Source organism: Flavobacterium sp. ASV13, assembly GCF_000745775.1.
Lineage (GTDB): Bacteria > Bacteroidota > Bacteroidia > Flavobacteriales > Flavobacteriaceae > Flavobacterium.
In genome coordinates, this window is sequence record NZ_JQJY01000008.1 from 338065 (window position 1) to 353426 (window position 15362).

Below are 15362 nucleotides of genomic sequence, written 5' to 3' on the forward strand. Positions count from 1 at the left end.
AGCAAATAAAGACATTTTATAAAAGTATGAGTTATTGTACTGAATTGAAATGGATTATAAGTAATATTTTACATTTTTGTACTGAATTATAACTCTCAGTTATATTCTATAAGAGAGATTGTAAGAAAAAAAAGAAGGTATTGCGTAATATTGCGTTTGAGCTTTTTATTTACAGTAAGAGCTCAGAAAAAAAATCCAAAATCTTTTTTACCTTCTAATTTTATGTTCCTTACACTTACCCAGACTCAAGTCCATTTTTGCTACAGTAAAAGGAAATGGCAATATGCTTTTGATGAAATAGCCGAACTCGGTTTAATTCGTAAAAAGAGAAATTATTTTTTAATAAACGGTTTATTTGTTCTCGTTACAGCTGCAACCTATTATTGTATGCTTTTTACAAAAATAGCAGACTTGTATTATGTAATTCCGGCACTTTTATCTTTTACAATTCTAATTATTTTACGATTTCATGATTCGGCAGAATTCGATTATTATGTTTTAGTTCGGGATTGTTATCAAAAAGAAATTATTGTAAAAATTAAAGGAAAAGACAAAAATTATATGAGCAAACAAATTGAAGAATATGTAAATATTCAGTTTGAGCGCATCACAAAGAAAACCGCATAATTTTATAATCTAAAAATGAAAATATCCGGAATTCCCCAGTACGACTTAGCTCTTATCGTTATTGCTGTTGTATACGGGTTTATTATAACTACAAAGAAAAAATAACGATAAAAACTGCTTCATTAACCTACGAATGAAGTAGCTTTAGAATCCATTTTAAATTCGGTTTAGCAGCAATATTAAAATTTAATATTGGGCTGTATTTGCTAAGCCAGATCCCAAATCAAAAATATGGCCACTTCGATTAAAAACAAAATTAAAAGCATACGTGAATTAAAAAATTACACTCAGGAATATATGGCGGAACAACTTGGCGTGACTCAGGCAGGTTATAGTAAAATTGAAAAAGGTAAAACCATTTTATCTTATGTGAAACTGGTCGAGATTGCCCGCATTTTAGAAGTAAGTGTAGAAGATATTTTAAGTTTTGATAGTGAAAGATACTTTAGCAGTTTTAATAAAGTAATAGGAAATAACAACGGAAGTATTTTGATTAATACCGACGAAAATTCAGCGACATTAAAACTTTTGTATGAAGACAAAATCATGCTTCTCGAGAAACTTCTCGCTAAAACAGAAGCCGAGTTAGAGCGCTACAAAGAAAAATTTGGTCCGCTTTAGATTTTAAATAAAAAGATAATTAAAGCAAATAATTCTGCATAGCAAAAATCATTATTTATAATGATGTGAGAAATTTATTCGAATTATAGTTTTGCCCTTTATGAAAAGAGGTAAAACATATAGCAGCAGAATGAAAAATATCACAATTGTTTTCAAAAAAGCAACCAGGTTTCCAATTCTTCTTACCGCGTTTTTTGCAGGAATACTAACTGCTTATAGCCAGAATGGTTGTCCGCAAATTCCGATGTCCGCTTTACAGGGATTTAATGGTTTTTCTGTCGAAGGAAAAGCCGCAGCCGATGATTTAGGAAAAAGTGTAAAAAGCGCCGGAGATATCAATAACGATGGAATTGATGACCTAATGATTGGCGCTCCAAATGTAGATTTTGGAGGAAATGCAAATGTTGGAGAAATTTATGTCATTTTTGGAAAAGCAGGACTTTCAATCAGCACTTTTGAAGTTACAACTTTAAACGGAACAAATGGATTCGTTATAAGAGGAGTTAATGCAAATGAGCGATTGGGAGCAGTAATTAGTGATGCAGGCGATTTAAATAATGATGGTATTGATGACATTATTATAGGAAACAAAATTGGCAATCAAGCAACTGCTTATGTTTTTTATGGTTCTTCTTCGTCATTTTTATCTCTTTATAACCGAACCGATTTAAACACCTCAAATAGTGCCGCTTTCTTAGTTAATTCTGCGACATATACAGAAATCGTCGATGTAAGCAAAGCAGGCGATATGAACCACGACGGAATCAGCGATGTACTTTTAACAATTGACGGCGGATTTTATGTTCATTATGTTATTGTTTTTGGAAAAACCGGACTTACAAATCTAAACACAAATACATTAAACGGTTCCGACGGGTTTATAATTGGCGGTTATCATATTTCTTTTTTAGGCACAACTGCAGTGGGTCGAAACGCAGGCGACATCAATAACGATGGAAGGGATGATTTGATTTTTGGTCTTCCGGGATTTAGCGACGGCGGTTATTCAAATAATGGACGAGTAGTAGTTTGGTTCGGAAAAAGTACGCCCTATGCAGCACTTTATAGTTTAGATACAATGGGCGCTACAGAAGGTTTTGCAATAACCGGAACGGGCGATTATAATTATTTAGGAAGTTCAGTTGCTGGTGTAAAAGATTTTAATGCAGATGGTATTGACGACGTTTTAATAAGCGGATATGGAAAAACGGTTAATGGAGCTGCGCAGGCAGGTGAAGCTATAGTTCTTTTTGGAAGAAGCACAGCATTTCCTGCTATTTTTTCCAACAGTACTTTAAATGCAAGTACGGCTGTAATTTTTCAGGGAAAAAACGCTTATGAATATTTTGGATACAAAGTAAATTCGGTTAGAGATATAAATAATGATGGGAAAAACGATATCATAATTGCCGCCAAAAAAGGCGGACGAGCGAATAATGGTGCCGCGTACGTTGTTTTTGGGGGAACAACAGCGGCAGGCATTATGAGCGGGAATCAAATTACCGGAGCAAAAGGATATCAGGTTTTTAACGATGAAAGTTATTATTCATTTTATAATTTCGGAATTGATGTAAGCGGAATTGGCGATATTAATGCCGATGGAACAAATGATTTTGTCGTTGGAGCAAACGGAACAAATGCAATCTACGGACTTAAAGGAAAAGCCTATATTTTTTATGGAGAAAAAACAGATCGTACAGATGCTGTTCCGCCAGTAATAAATTGCCCTACGGGAATGGAATTGTATGCAAATTCCACTCTTCCAAATTACGTTCATAATCTAGGAATCATTTCAGACAATTGTACTGATATTAATGATTTGGTTTTTACTCAAAACCCGCCGGAAGGAACTCTTTTTACGGCTGATACAAATGTTACCATAACAATTAAAGATGAGTCTGGAAACGTAAATTCATGCACATTTTTAGTAAAACTTAAAACCAACATTCCAGTTTTTGATTGTAAAACGCCTTATCTAAGATATTCCGATTTAGACGGAAAAATAGGTTTTACAGTTTATGGAGAAAAAGCCGCAGGTTCTGCAGGAGCAAGTGTAAATACAGCTGGTGATGTCAATGGTGATGGAATAACCGATTTTATTATTGGTGCACCCGGAACGTATGAAAGTACAAGTGGTCAATACGAAAATATATATAGAACACTCAATGGAGCCGGATATGTAGTTTATGGTACAGCAACAGGTTTTCCGCCAAATGTTGATTTGGCTTTATTGAATGGCACAAATGGTTTTATTATCCGAAATGATTTGCCTCAGACTAATTTTCCGGTAACAGGTTATGATGTAAGCGCCGCTGGAGATATAAACGGCGACGGAATTGGTGATTTTATGATCAGCGATCCTTATCGACATACTACTTATGGAAATGAAGTCGGCCATGTTTATGTAGTTTTTGGAAAAGCATCGGGTTTTCCGGCAGAATTCTTTTTGTCTTCTTTAAATGGGACAAACGGATTTGCATTAATCGGAACAACAGGTTATTCAGCAGTTGGAATTAACGTAACGGCCCTTGGAGATATAAATGGCGACGGCATCGACGACTTAGGAACTGTGGATAATGGAAGTGGTTGGCAGGCAGGAAATGTTTTCGTGGTTTATGGTTCACATTCGGCTTTTCCGGCTGTTTTGCGTACCAATCAAATTAACGGTACAAACGGTTTTCTTATAAAAGGTGACGCGACAGCAGGAACAACAGGAAGGCAAATTTCTGGTTTGGGTGATGTGAATGGTGACGGAATTCCAGATATTGGAATAGGAACGGGAGATGATTCGCCGGCTATCAGAAAGTATGTTGTTTTTGGACGTTCTTCCAATTTTCCTGCATCTCTAAGCACAGCAGATTTAAACGGAACAAACGGATTTATAATTGAGAACTCTGTTGACCCTTTATTTGAAGGTATGGGAATTGACAAAGGAGGCGATATGAATGGCGACGGTATTGGCGATATTTTGATCACCGGAAATTATATTTTGTTCGGAAAGAATTCTTTTCCTTCAAAAGTAGATTTAAAAGATCTGAATGGAACAAATGGAACAAAATTCCTAAACAATGGTTTTTCTGAGGTTTTTAGTGGAGGCGGAGATTTTAATAAGGATGGCTTTGATGATTTTCTTTACAGATTCGGAAATGGTTTTACGATTTACTACGGAAAAAGTACATGGACTGCGACTGTAGATATTAATACTTTGACCCTAAAAGAGGGTATAAGTATGAATTCGTTTTATCCCGATGCATTGAATTTTGCCGGCGATATAAATCATGACGGAATTTACGATATTATCGTTGGACGAGGAATGCATTACTATTCTATACAGCCCAACTATTTGCCTGGTTATGTTTATGTTATTTACGGAAAGAAAATTGAAGACACTGAAAAGCCTGTTATTACAAATTGTCCTGTAAATCAAAATTTGAATATTGGCGATGCCATTCCAGATTATAAAACCACAATAATCGTTACAGATAATTGTGATACAAATCCCTTAATCGAACAAACGCCGATTCCTGGAACTATTTACACAGGAGGAACACAAACCATAACTTTAAAAGCAACTGATGCTAAAACTAATTTTGCAATATGCACTTTTACTATTTCATCTGGTAGCGACATTTTGCCTCCTTCTTTAACTTGCCCTGGCGATCAGCAATTGGCGTGTGGATCTTTGGTTCCAAATTATTTAAATCAGTTAATTGTTTCTGATGATACAGATACAAGTATTGATGTTACGCAATTTCCAGGTGCAGGCTCTACATTTTTTGATGGAATGCAGATTAACTTTACTGCAAAAGATGATGCAGGAAACGAAAGTCATTGCAGTATTACATTAACCGCTTCTGGCGCAGACAATCAACCACCAACTTTCACTTGTCCAACAAATGTAACCCTGAATTGTGGTGATGTAACGCCAAATTATGCAATTGATCCCATGATGAATCTCGCGGATAATTGCAGTGAAACAGTACATTACGAAATGACTCCTGCTGATGGAACACCATTTTATGACGGAATGCCAGTCCATATCAAATACACAGATGAATCCGGAAATTCATCCTTCTGCGATTTTATCATACACAATGCAACGCCAGATGTGACAAAACCAGTAATTGCATGCACAGGAAATAAGACTTTGGCTTGTGGAAATGTTTTACCAGATTACAGAAGTTCTGTAACTGCAACTGATAACTGTGCAGGAACAATCACATATACTCAAAATCCTCTACCGGGAAGCCCTTTTACATCAGGAATAACCGTTACAATTAGAGCAACAGATGTTTCAGGAAATTATTCCGATTGTAGTTTTCTAGTTAACGCTTCCGCAGATGTTACAAAACCGGTAATTACTTGCATTGGAAATCAGACTTTGTCTTGCAACAGTACTATTCCAGATTATAGAAGTTTAATTTCGGTAACAGATAATTGCGATGCTTCGCCAATATTGACTCAAAATCCAGTAGCAGGAAGTCCTTTTACATCAGGAATGACAATTACAATTACAGCAACTGATGCATCAGGAAATTATTCCGATTGTAGTTTTATAATCAACGCTTCCGCAGATGTCACAAAACCGGTAATCACTTGTATTGGAAATCAAACATTGGCTTGCAACAGTACAATTCCAGATTATAGAAGTTTAATTTCAGTTACAGATAATTGTGACGCTTCGCCAATATTGACGCAAAATCCAGTTGCAGGAAATCCTTTTATGGCTGGAATGACAATTACAATTACGGCAACAGACGTTTCAGGAAATTATTCCGATTGTAGTTTTATAATTAACGCTTCCACAGATGTTACAAAACCGGTTATCACTTGTATTGGAAACCAAACATTGGCTTGCAACAGTACAATTCCCGATTATAGAAATTTAATTTCGGTTACAGATAATTGTGACGCTTCGCCAATATTGACTCAAAATCCAGTAGCAGGAAGTCCTTTTACATCAGGAATGACGGTTACAATTACCGCAACAGATGCATCAGGAAATTATTCCGATTGCAGTTTTATAATCAACGCTTCCGCGGATGTCACAAAACCGGTAATCACTTGCATTGGAAATCAGACATTGTCCTGTAACAGCACAATTCCAGATTATAGAAGTTTAATTTCAGTTACGGATAATTGCGATGCTTCGCCAATATTGACGCAAAATCCAGTTGCCGGAAGTCTTTTCACAGCCGGAATGACAATTACAATTACAGCAACTGATGCTTCAGGAAATTATTCAGATTGTAGTTTTATAGTCAACGCTTCCGCAGATGTCACAAAACCTGTAATCACTTGTATTGGGAATCAAACATTGGCTTGCAACAGCACAATTCCGGATTATAGAAATTTAATTTCGGTTACAGATAATTGTGACGCTTCACCAATATTGACGCAAAATCCAGTTGCAGGAAGTCCTTTTACATCAGGAATGACAATTACAATTACCGCAACAGATGCATCAGGAAATTATTCCGATTGTAGTTTTATAGTTAACGCTTCCGCAGATGTGACGAAACCCGTTATTACTTGCATTGGAAATCAGGAATTGTCATGTGGTAGTGTAATTCCAGATTATACACCTTTAGTTACAGCGAATGACAATTGTGATGCCTCGCCAATAATTACACAAAGTCCGGCTGCGGGAAGTGTTTTTACATCGGGAATGACCGTAAAATTGACAGCAACAGATGTTTCTGGAAATTATGCCGATTGCAGTTTCATTATTAACGCTTCCGCAGATGTAACAGCGCCAGTTATAAGCTGCATTGAAAATCAAAACTTGAATTTTGGAACACCACTTCCAGATTATCGTTCAATGATTACGGTTACTGATAATTGCGATTCAGGTTTGACGGTTATACAAACACCAAATCCTGGAACTGCTATCACAAACGGAATGAGCGTTGTAATGTCAACAACAGATAACAGCGGAAATTCAAAAAATTGTTCGTTTATAATCAATGTCGTTGCCGATAATGAAGCACCGGTTTTCACGTGTCTTTCTGATCAAACAATAGCATGCAATACCAAAACAATTCCAGATTTCACCAAAATGATTACAGTGAAAGACAACTTCGATCCAAATCCCGAGGTTACACAATCACCAACGCCTGGAAGCGCTTTTACAGAAGGAATGATTGTAGAAATAAAAGCGGTAGACAAAAGCTATAATCTTAAAAAATGTTCCTTTAAAGTACAGTCAAATCCAGTTGTAGCAGATGCCGGAGAAGATCAGGAAGTCAATGAAGGAGAATTGGTTAAACTCGATGCTATGGCGCTTGAATCAGGAACTTTTTCGTGGTCGCCTTCAAAAGGATTAAGCAATAGCAAAATTGCAAATCCGTCATTTTTTGCTACAGAAACAACAACTTATACTGTAAGTTTTAAAAATGCTTTAGGATGTGAAACTACTGATGAGATCACAATCGTTGTAAAACCAATCGATAAAGACGAAACCAAATACGGTTTTTCGCCAAATAATGATGGAATAAATGATTTCTGGGAAATTGATGATATCACACAATATCCACAAAATCAGGTTTTGATTTACAGCCGTTGGGGAGATTTGGTTTTTGAGATGAATAATTACAACAATACCACAAATGTATTTGCAGGAATCGCCAACCGAAGCAGAAAACTAGGAGTCAACGAACTTCCCGAAGGAACTTATTTCTTTGAAATCCGTGTAAATCAGCCTCATCATTTTAAAAAACTCAAGGGTTACCTTGTTTTAAAACGTTAATTCATGAAAAATAAATTAAATGTATTTATTGCATTATTCATCATAATCATTTTTATAGATGGCGTTTACGGCCAGCAAACGCCAGTTTTTTCAAGTTACAATTATAATGCAGTTTTAATCAATCCGGCGCACGCGGGCTATTATTCGGATACAGATATTGTGATGACAACAAATGGTTATTTCAATTCGGTTGACGGAAGTCCGAAGAATTTTGATATTTCGTTAAATACTTTGTCGTGGTCAGAAAAAGTAGGTTTGGCTGCCGGAATATCGCACGATCAGATTGGAGTAACCAATACGACTTCCTTTTTTGGCTCATATTCGTATAAAATCAAATTTGATTCTGATTATAAATATGGAAAATGGTGGGCATACGATCCTAATGTCATTTCGTTTGGAATCACGGCTGGAGCAATGATTTACAATGAAAACCTAACGCAATTAGGTTTAGAAAATGATCCTGAATTTCAGGAAAATGTAAACAGTTTTACGCCAACTCTTGGACTTGGTTTTCTATATAATAAAGATGCTATTTACTTCGGAGTTTCGGCGCCAAATGTTTTAAGCAGTACTTTCAATTCAAAAAATAATACCAATTTGCAGAATGTGTATTACAGTTATTTTGGCTATCGAATTTTCACAAATCGTTTTGAAGAAGTTCTTATTAATCCAAGTGTTTTATTCAAATATGTTGAAGGTGCCCCTTTTCAAGCCGATTTCAATCTTTTGGTCAATTATAAAAATAAACTGGAATTTGGAGGCGGATATCGTTCATCAAATACCTTGAATCTTCTGGCAGGTTTTCATTTAAACGAAAATTTCAGAATCATTTGCACGTACAATAAATCATTTGAAAATGTCGTAATTCCGGATACTTTTGGTTTGGTTTTAAATTATAGATTTGGTAATGGATTTGAATAAAATTAATCAACCAAACCATTTTCAACAGCATATTTTACAAGTCCCGCCGTGTTTTTTGCATTCAGTTTTGATAGTAAATTACGGCGGTGTGTATTTACAGTATTTAGGCTGATAAAAGTTTTTTCGGCAATTTCAGCTGTATTGTATTCGTGGGCAATTAAAACTAAAATCTCTTTTTCGCGCGAACTTAATTCGGTTAAAACAGAAACTTGTTTTTCAATTTTTAAATGATTTGCCAAATGTTTTTCTTCTGTTTCTTCGGAAAAATAATTTTCACCCGAAGCGATGCTATGAATGGCTTTTAATAACTCAGATTTCTCAGCATTTTTCAGCAAATAGCCATTTACGCCAATTCTGATTAATCGTGAAATAATTTTGACATTGCTGTGTGTACTTACAATCAAAATTTTTATTTCTGGAAAATCTTTTTTCAAAATTTTACTCAGTTCAATTCCATCCATTTCCGGCATACTGATATCGAGAATAACCAAATCAGGATTTTTGGTTTTTATTACTTCCAACGCTTCAATTCCGTTTATAGCTTTTCCAACAATATTTATTTCAGATTCCTGTTCCAATAAAGAAACAATTCCCTGTAAAAACATAGTGTGATCATCGGCAATAAGCAGGTTAATTTTTTTCATTTTAAGTGGTATTTTGGGATTAAAACCAGTTTTAATTAATAAGCTGATTTTTTATCTGAATTCCCTGAACAGGATTTTTCTTGACATTTGAATGATCTAAAATCGGAATTTCAATATTTGCAATTGTTCCTCTTTTGAGTTTTGAATCCAAAGCGAAAGTTCCGTTCAGTTTTGCAATTCTGGCTTCTAAGTTAATAAATCCGATGCCTCGGGAATAATTTTCGGTATTAAATCCAACACCATTATCTTCAAATAAAATATTGAACGAATTATCGATGAGGTTAAACTGTACTTCAACAGTTGAGGCTTTTGCATGTTTTATCGTATTAGTCAAAAGTTCCTGAACAATTTTAAAAGTTTCAATTTGAATTGTTTCATCCATCGCATTTATTTCTGTTTTTGGATAAGTAGTAAACGAAATTTTAATTTTGCTGGCTTCGCTGATGTTCTTCAGATAGGATTCTAAAACTTCACAAAATTTATGATTGCTGAATTTCTTCGGAATCAGATTATGCGCCAAATTCCGAACCTGTTGATACGTTTCATCAAGTTGTGAGTTGAGGTTTTCAACATTGGATAAATTTGATTCATTCAGGTTGTTTAATTGCAGTTTTATCGCCGCCAGATTCCCGCCAATACTATCATGAAGTTCCTGCGAAATGCGTTCACGTTCTTTATCCTGTCCGCTTATTGAAGCTTTTATTAATTTCAATTCCTGATCTTTCAAAATCCCGTTAATTCTTTGTGTGCTGATTTCAATTTGTTTGGCATTCAGCAAACGCTGATTTTTCAGACGATTTCGGTATTGAAATGAAAGTCCTGCAATCGGGATTAAAATAATCAGAAAAGCTAGAATTGTAAAAGCTCTGTTTTTCTTTTGTTGCGAAATTTCAAGCGTTTTTAATTGTTGATCTTTTTTTAGAAGCTTAATTTCATTTCGTTTTTTATCGGCTGAATTCTGAAAAAATAAAATCGTATTCTCATTTATTTTCTTCGTAATTTCTTCCCGAAGTCCCATATTTTTTAGCGCTTCAGCCTGATTAGCCAAACTCAGTTTTTTAGTTTCATTTTCAAACTCCAGCTGTTTTATTGCTTTCTCTTTTTCAGATGTATTGTATTTGATTTCAAGTTCGTTGATTTCTTTTATTTTCTGAAGTTTATTAATGGAGTCTTTAATCTGATTTGATTTTCCCAGATAATTATAAGCGTTTTTATAATCGTCTTGCAGAACGGCAATTTTTCGAAGTTCATCATAAAAATGAACCTGATCTTGCAGGAAACCAAATTGAACCGCTTTCTGAATTCCTTCAGAAAAAATAAGTTTGGCTTCGTTGTATTTTTTTTGATCAATATAAATATCGGCAACATTCCCGCGTGCAATCACCGCAATCTGGTTTAGTTCACCTTTATCGGCTATCAGAACTGCTTCCTGATACATTTTCAAGGCTTCATCAAGTTTGTGTTGTAGCTGATAATTTGCTCCAAGTCCAAGTAAAATGATAGCTTTTCCTTGATTATTATTGGTTTTTTCGCAGAGTATTTTTCCTTTTTTATAATAAGAATTAGCATTGTCGTATTCCTTCATTTCCGAATAAATATCACCAATGTTAATGCAACTTCCCAGAATGATTTCTTCATCTTCTTTGTACTCAAGGCACTTTTTAAAAAGTTCCAGCGCTTTTTTATAATCTCCTAAATCGCTGTATGTTTTTGCCAAACCGTGCGTGTGCGTGTAATAAAGGTTTTTCTCGTTGTATTTTTGAGAAACTTCAATTCCTTTAATATGCCACTTTTTACTTTCTTCGAATAAACCGCGTTTTTTGTAATTGATAGCCATTAAATTATAACTCAAACCGAAAAGCCTATTTTTGAGAGAGTCATTGACGGTTGTATTGAATTTTAAAGCTTGTCTGGTATAATAAAGTGAAGAATCTACAAGCGCTCTTTTGTTAAAATAATAAGCCAAAAGCAAATCTGCTGAAGCAATTGATCTATTGCTGGAAGATGATTTTAGTAGTGAATGTGCTTTTAAATAGGCTTTTTTTTCGTCGCCTTTGTTGTATAAAGCATATAGAGCTTTAATGTTTTTTTCTTCGGGGCTTAAGGCAGTATTTTTATGCACGATTGTTTTCTTTCCGTTTTCAAGCTGAGCCAGCGCAGAAAAAGAAAAGAACAAGAACATCCAGAAATGAAGTCTTTTAAAATAAACTGCCATAATCTTAATTTAAGCTCTTAAAGTAGAGCAGGTTAAAGTCTTGTAAATTTGGGATTTATAAGAAATTACAAAATTTTAATTAGCGCTTAAAAGTACTACAAAAGGATTAAAAAAGACTTGATTTTAATTCAATTTTTTGGGTTAAATTGTGATATAATTTCTGTAAAACAGAAAAGTTTAGAATTGTTTCTGCAAAACTTCTAATTCGGCTATAATCAATCCTTTCATTGTGGTGTTCACGTAATCTTTCACTTCGGCATATGAAATGTGATATTTTCTTTTAATGTCTTGAAAATGAATAGGAAATGGATTCAGGATTTTGTCGTAATAAAGATCTAACTGACTTTCATTTGGCATTTCAAAATTCAGTTTAATCTGAAAACGTCTTAATAATGCAGAATCAATGCTGTTATAAAAATTAGTAGCACAAACGAGCAGGCAATTTACTGGAAAATAATCTATTAACTGAATAATAGTATTGACAAGACGTTTCATTTCGGCAACATCTTTGTCATCGTTTTCGCGACTTTTGGCAATTTGGTCAAATTCATCTAAAAACAAAACGGCATTTTCGCGAGCCGCTTTATCAAAAAGGGCTTTTACATTTTTAGACGTTTCACCAATTCTCGCATTTATAATCGTACTTAGATTTACAATAATAATTTCTTTGTTTAATGCCGTTGCAATGGCTTTTGCAGTAGTAGTTTTGCCACAACCAGAATGACCGTGGAGCAAAATTTTATTGTCAACCTGAAGATTGTATTTTTTTAGCTCGTTAATATAACGATGCTCTTTTATAGTCTGTTCTAAAACCGCTTTGTTTTCAGGACTAAAAAACAGATCCTGAATCGCAATTTTTTCGGTATCGTTTACGGTAAGCTCGTATAGATTCATTAGAATTTTATTTGGTGCAAAATTAAAGTTTATTCTGGAATATTTTCATCCCAAATTTCTTTGCCTAAAAACCGATTTCCAAAGATGGAAGTTCCAATTCTGACCAAATTTGAACCTTCGGCTATTGCCAATTCTAAATCCTGAGACATTCCCATTGAAAGTTTTAAATCCTTGATTCCATGAATTTCGGCAGCATAAATCTCGTCTCTGATTTCTCTCAATAATCGGAGGGATGGTCTCATTTTTTCTTTTTCAACATCTAATAAACCAATAGTCATTAAACCTTTTATATTTAATGTATCAAACTGTTTTATTCTGTTTATAAAAGGAATCACTTCAGAAGGAGGAAGACCAAATTTGCTTTCTTCAAAAGAAGTATTGAGCTGAACATAAATATCAAGATTTCTGCCTTCCTTTTTCAATTGTTTGTCTAATTCTTCAGCGAGATTAAGTCGATCAATGGATTGAATACAAGTGGCGTATTTTAGAACATCTTTGATTTTATTGGTTTGTAAATGTCCAATAAAATGACGTTCAATATTGAGATTTTTTAAATCAGAATCTTTATCGCGAAGTTCCTGCATTTTGTTTTCGCCAATCAGAGTTTCACCAGCTTCAATCGCAATCTTGATTTTTTCTGCCGAAACGGTTTTGGTCGCCAATAAAAGTTTCACATCTGCCGAATTTCTGCCCGAAAGTTTGCAGGCATTTTCGATACGGTTGTGAACCTGTTCCAAATTAAAAATAATATCCTCTTTCATAATACAAAATTACGCTTATCTGGATGATGAATAAGATCCAGTTTTGATTATTTGAAATAGTCCAGTTTTAGATTTGATTTTGAACTGGACCAGTAATCTTAATATAATTCAAAAAACTGGATGAGTTGCAAAATTGAAAGCCGTAATAAATTTGCAGTACTAAAAAGTACTATAAAAATAGTTTAAAACATACAATTATGAAAGTAGCAGTATGGGATACTTATGTAACCCGAAAAGATGGTAAAATTATGCATTTTGATATTTTGGTTGACGAAAATACAGATGATGCAAATCAGGTTTTTGAATTCGGAAAAGCATACCTTAAATCAGTTGCGCAGGAAGGCCAACCTTTAACTTCAAAAGAATGTAATTTTTGCCATATTGATAAAGCTCCAATTGAAATTGAAAATCAGATTAGAGAAAACGGTTTTTCTATTATTGAAATGGAAAACTGCAATTAACTAATTTTTAAGGTATAAAGGCTGAAAATTTGGGGATTTCAGTCTTTATGCTATTATTTATAAAAGTTTTGAAAGAGCAATAATGCCTTCTTCCATTTGTTTTTCAGTAAGTGAGGCATAACCGAGTCGTAAGCCAGAAACAGGGTTTTTAAAACTAAATTTTTCGGGACTCATTATTTTAATTCCTTTGTCGAGTAAATTTTCACAAACAATCTGCAAGTCAATTTCTGACTTTGGAACAATCCAAAAAGCCAGTCCGCCTTCAGGTTTTGTGTAAGTAATTTTATCTTTTAGATATAGCTCACAAAGTTTTTCAAAGTGATCTCTTTTAGATTTATAAATGAGGTTTGCCTTTTTAAGATGCCGTTTTATCTGACCTTCATTAATGAGATTTAAAACAGCTTCTTCCATTATATTATCGCCTTGAACATCGATTATTTTTCTGTGTTTTGCTACTTTTTCGATGTTTGCAACAGAAGTAGCTAAATAACCAATACGCAGCGCTGGCGCCACAATTTTGCTCAGTGTACCAATATAAATGAAATTTTGAACGTTGCCGTAACTTGAAATAGGCAGAATAGGGCGTTGTCCAAAATGAAATTCATTATCATAATCATCTTCTATGATTGTAAAACCGTATTCGTTAGATAATTCGACAAGCTTTAATCTTTTCTTCAGGCTCATGGTGACAGTGGTAGGAAACTGGTGATGAGGCGTTACATAAATTGCTTTTATTGTTTTGTATTTTTTGAGATAGTTTTCTACTTCATCAATTGCAAGACCATCATTTTCGACATTTATTGGGAGTAAAGTGGCGCCTGCATTTTCAAAAGTTTCCCAAGCAGGTTTGTAGCCCGGATTTTCGACCATAACAAAATCTCCTTTTGAAAAAAGACTATGCGAAGCCAGATACATTGCCATTTGACTGCCTCGTGTTATGCAAATTTGATCTGATGAGATGTTGAGTCCTCTTTTAAAATTCAGCATTTGAACAATTGCTTTCCGAAATTCAATGTCGCCAAGTTCATTGCTGTAACCCATTATTTGCCAGCGTGATTTTCTGTTGAATATTTCTCTGTAAGCGCGCGCCAAATCCTTCATGGGAGCCAAACGACTATCTGGAAGTCCGTCGTCAAAAACAAGGTGAGGCTTTAATTCCTCTTTGTTTATATCCGCTTTTTTTTCTGGTTTTGTTGTGATGATATTGGTTTGCATTTCTGCAATAAAAGTACCTTTTCTGTCTATTGCAATAAGCCAGCCTTCGGCAATCAAAACATCCAAAGCTTCGACAACGGTATTTCGATTTACGTTCAGTAATTCAGCAAGTTTCCGACTTCCGGGAAGAGCGTTACCGGCAGTTAAGTTTCCAGATTTTATGGTGTTTATAATCGCATCGGCAATTTGCAGATAAAGTGCTTTATCTGATTTTTTGTTTAATTGAATTTCGAATTGCCAAGGACGCAACATCTG

10 protein-coding genes are annotated in these 15362 nt (G+C 34.6%); 5 read left to right on the plus strand and 5 right to left on the minus strand.

From position 1 onward, the window contains the following. Nucleotides 1–222: 222 nt before the first annotated feature. The 4 genes from GQ47_RS17825 (at nt 223) to GQ47_RS17840 (ending at nt 8917) form a co-directional block, all read left to right on the plus strand. The gene (locus tag GQ47_RS17825; protein ID WP_035651447.1) at nt 223–627 is read left to right on the plus strand and encodes a hypothetical protein; all 405 of its coding nucleotides are present in this window, start codon (nt 223–225) and stop codon (nt 625–627) included. A 231-nt stretch (nt 628–858) separates the two neighbouring features. Then, a complete protein-coding gene (locus GQ47_RS17830; RefSeq protein WP_035651265.1) occupies nt 859–1248 on the plus strand; it encodes a helix-turn-helix transcriptional regulator in 390 nt (129 codons plus the stop codon). Nucleotides 1249–1378: 130 nt separating this feature from the next. Continuing rightward, the gene (locus GQ47_RS17835) at nt 1379–7996 is read left to right on the plus strand and encodes an HYR domain-containing protein (protein ID WP_193745233.1); all 6618 of its coding nucleotides are present in this window, start codon (nt 1379–1381) and stop codon (nt 7994–7996) included. A 3-nt stretch (nt 7997–7999) separates the two neighbouring features. After that, a complete protein-coding gene (locus tag GQ47_RS17840) occupies nt 8000–8917 on the plus strand; it encodes a PorP/SprF family type IX secretion system membrane protein (protein ID WP_035651267.1) in 918 nt (305 codons plus the stop codon). Between the two features lie 2 nt (nt 8918–8919). On the opposite strand, the gene GQ47_RS17845 is transcribed toward GQ47_RS17840, so the two are convergent. The 4 genes from GQ47_RS17845 to GQ47_RS17860 all read right to left on the minus strand — a co-directional run bounded on the left by GQ47_RS17845 (nt 8920) and on the right by GQ47_RS17860 (nt 13431). Next, nucleotides 8920–9561: a response regulator gene (locus GQ47_RS17845; protein WP_035651269.1), complete on the minus strand. Its 642-nt coding sequence runs from the start codon at nt 9559–9561 to the stop codon at nt 8920–8922. 31 nt (nt 9562–9592) lie between these two features. Further along, the gene (locus GQ47_RS17850) at nt 9593–11776 is read right to left on the minus strand and encodes a tetratricopeptide repeat-containing sensor histidine kinase (RefSeq protein ID WP_035651271.1); all 2184 of its coding nucleotides are present in this window, start codon (nt 11774–11776) and stop codon (nt 9593–9595) included. Nucleotides 11777–11953: 177 nt separating this feature from the next. Beyond that, nucleotides 11954–12670, minus strand: a complete 717-nt coding sequence (locus GQ47_RS17855) for an AAA family ATPase (RefSeq protein ID WP_035651272.1) — start codon at nt 12668–12670, stop codon at nt 11954–11956. Between the two features lie 29 nt (nt 12671–12699). Next, a complete protein-coding gene (locus GQ47_RS17860) occupies nt 12700–13431 on the minus strand; it encodes a YggS family pyridoxal phosphate-dependent enzyme (protein ID WP_035651274.1) in 732 nt (243 codons plus the stop codon). Between the two features lie 197 nt (nt 13432–13628). Between GQ47_RS17860 and GQ47_RS17865 the strand changes: the two genes are divergently transcribed. Next, a complete protein-coding gene (locus GQ47_RS17865) occupies nt 13629–13892 on the plus strand; it encodes a DUF2024 family protein (protein WP_035651277.1) in 264 nt (87 codons plus the stop codon). A gap of 57 nt (nt 13893–13949) precedes the next feature. Here GQ47_RS17865 and GQ47_RS17870 read toward each other — a convergent pair whose 3' ends face one another. Further along, nucleotides 13950–15359 (minus strand): MocR-like pyridoxine biosynthesis transcription factor PdxR, encoded by a 1410-nt coding sequence (locus tag GQ47_RS17870; RefSeq protein ID WP_035651279.1) that lies wholly within the window; start codon nt 15357–15359, stop codon nt 13950–13952. Nucleotides 15360–15362: the final 3 nt, after the last annotated feature.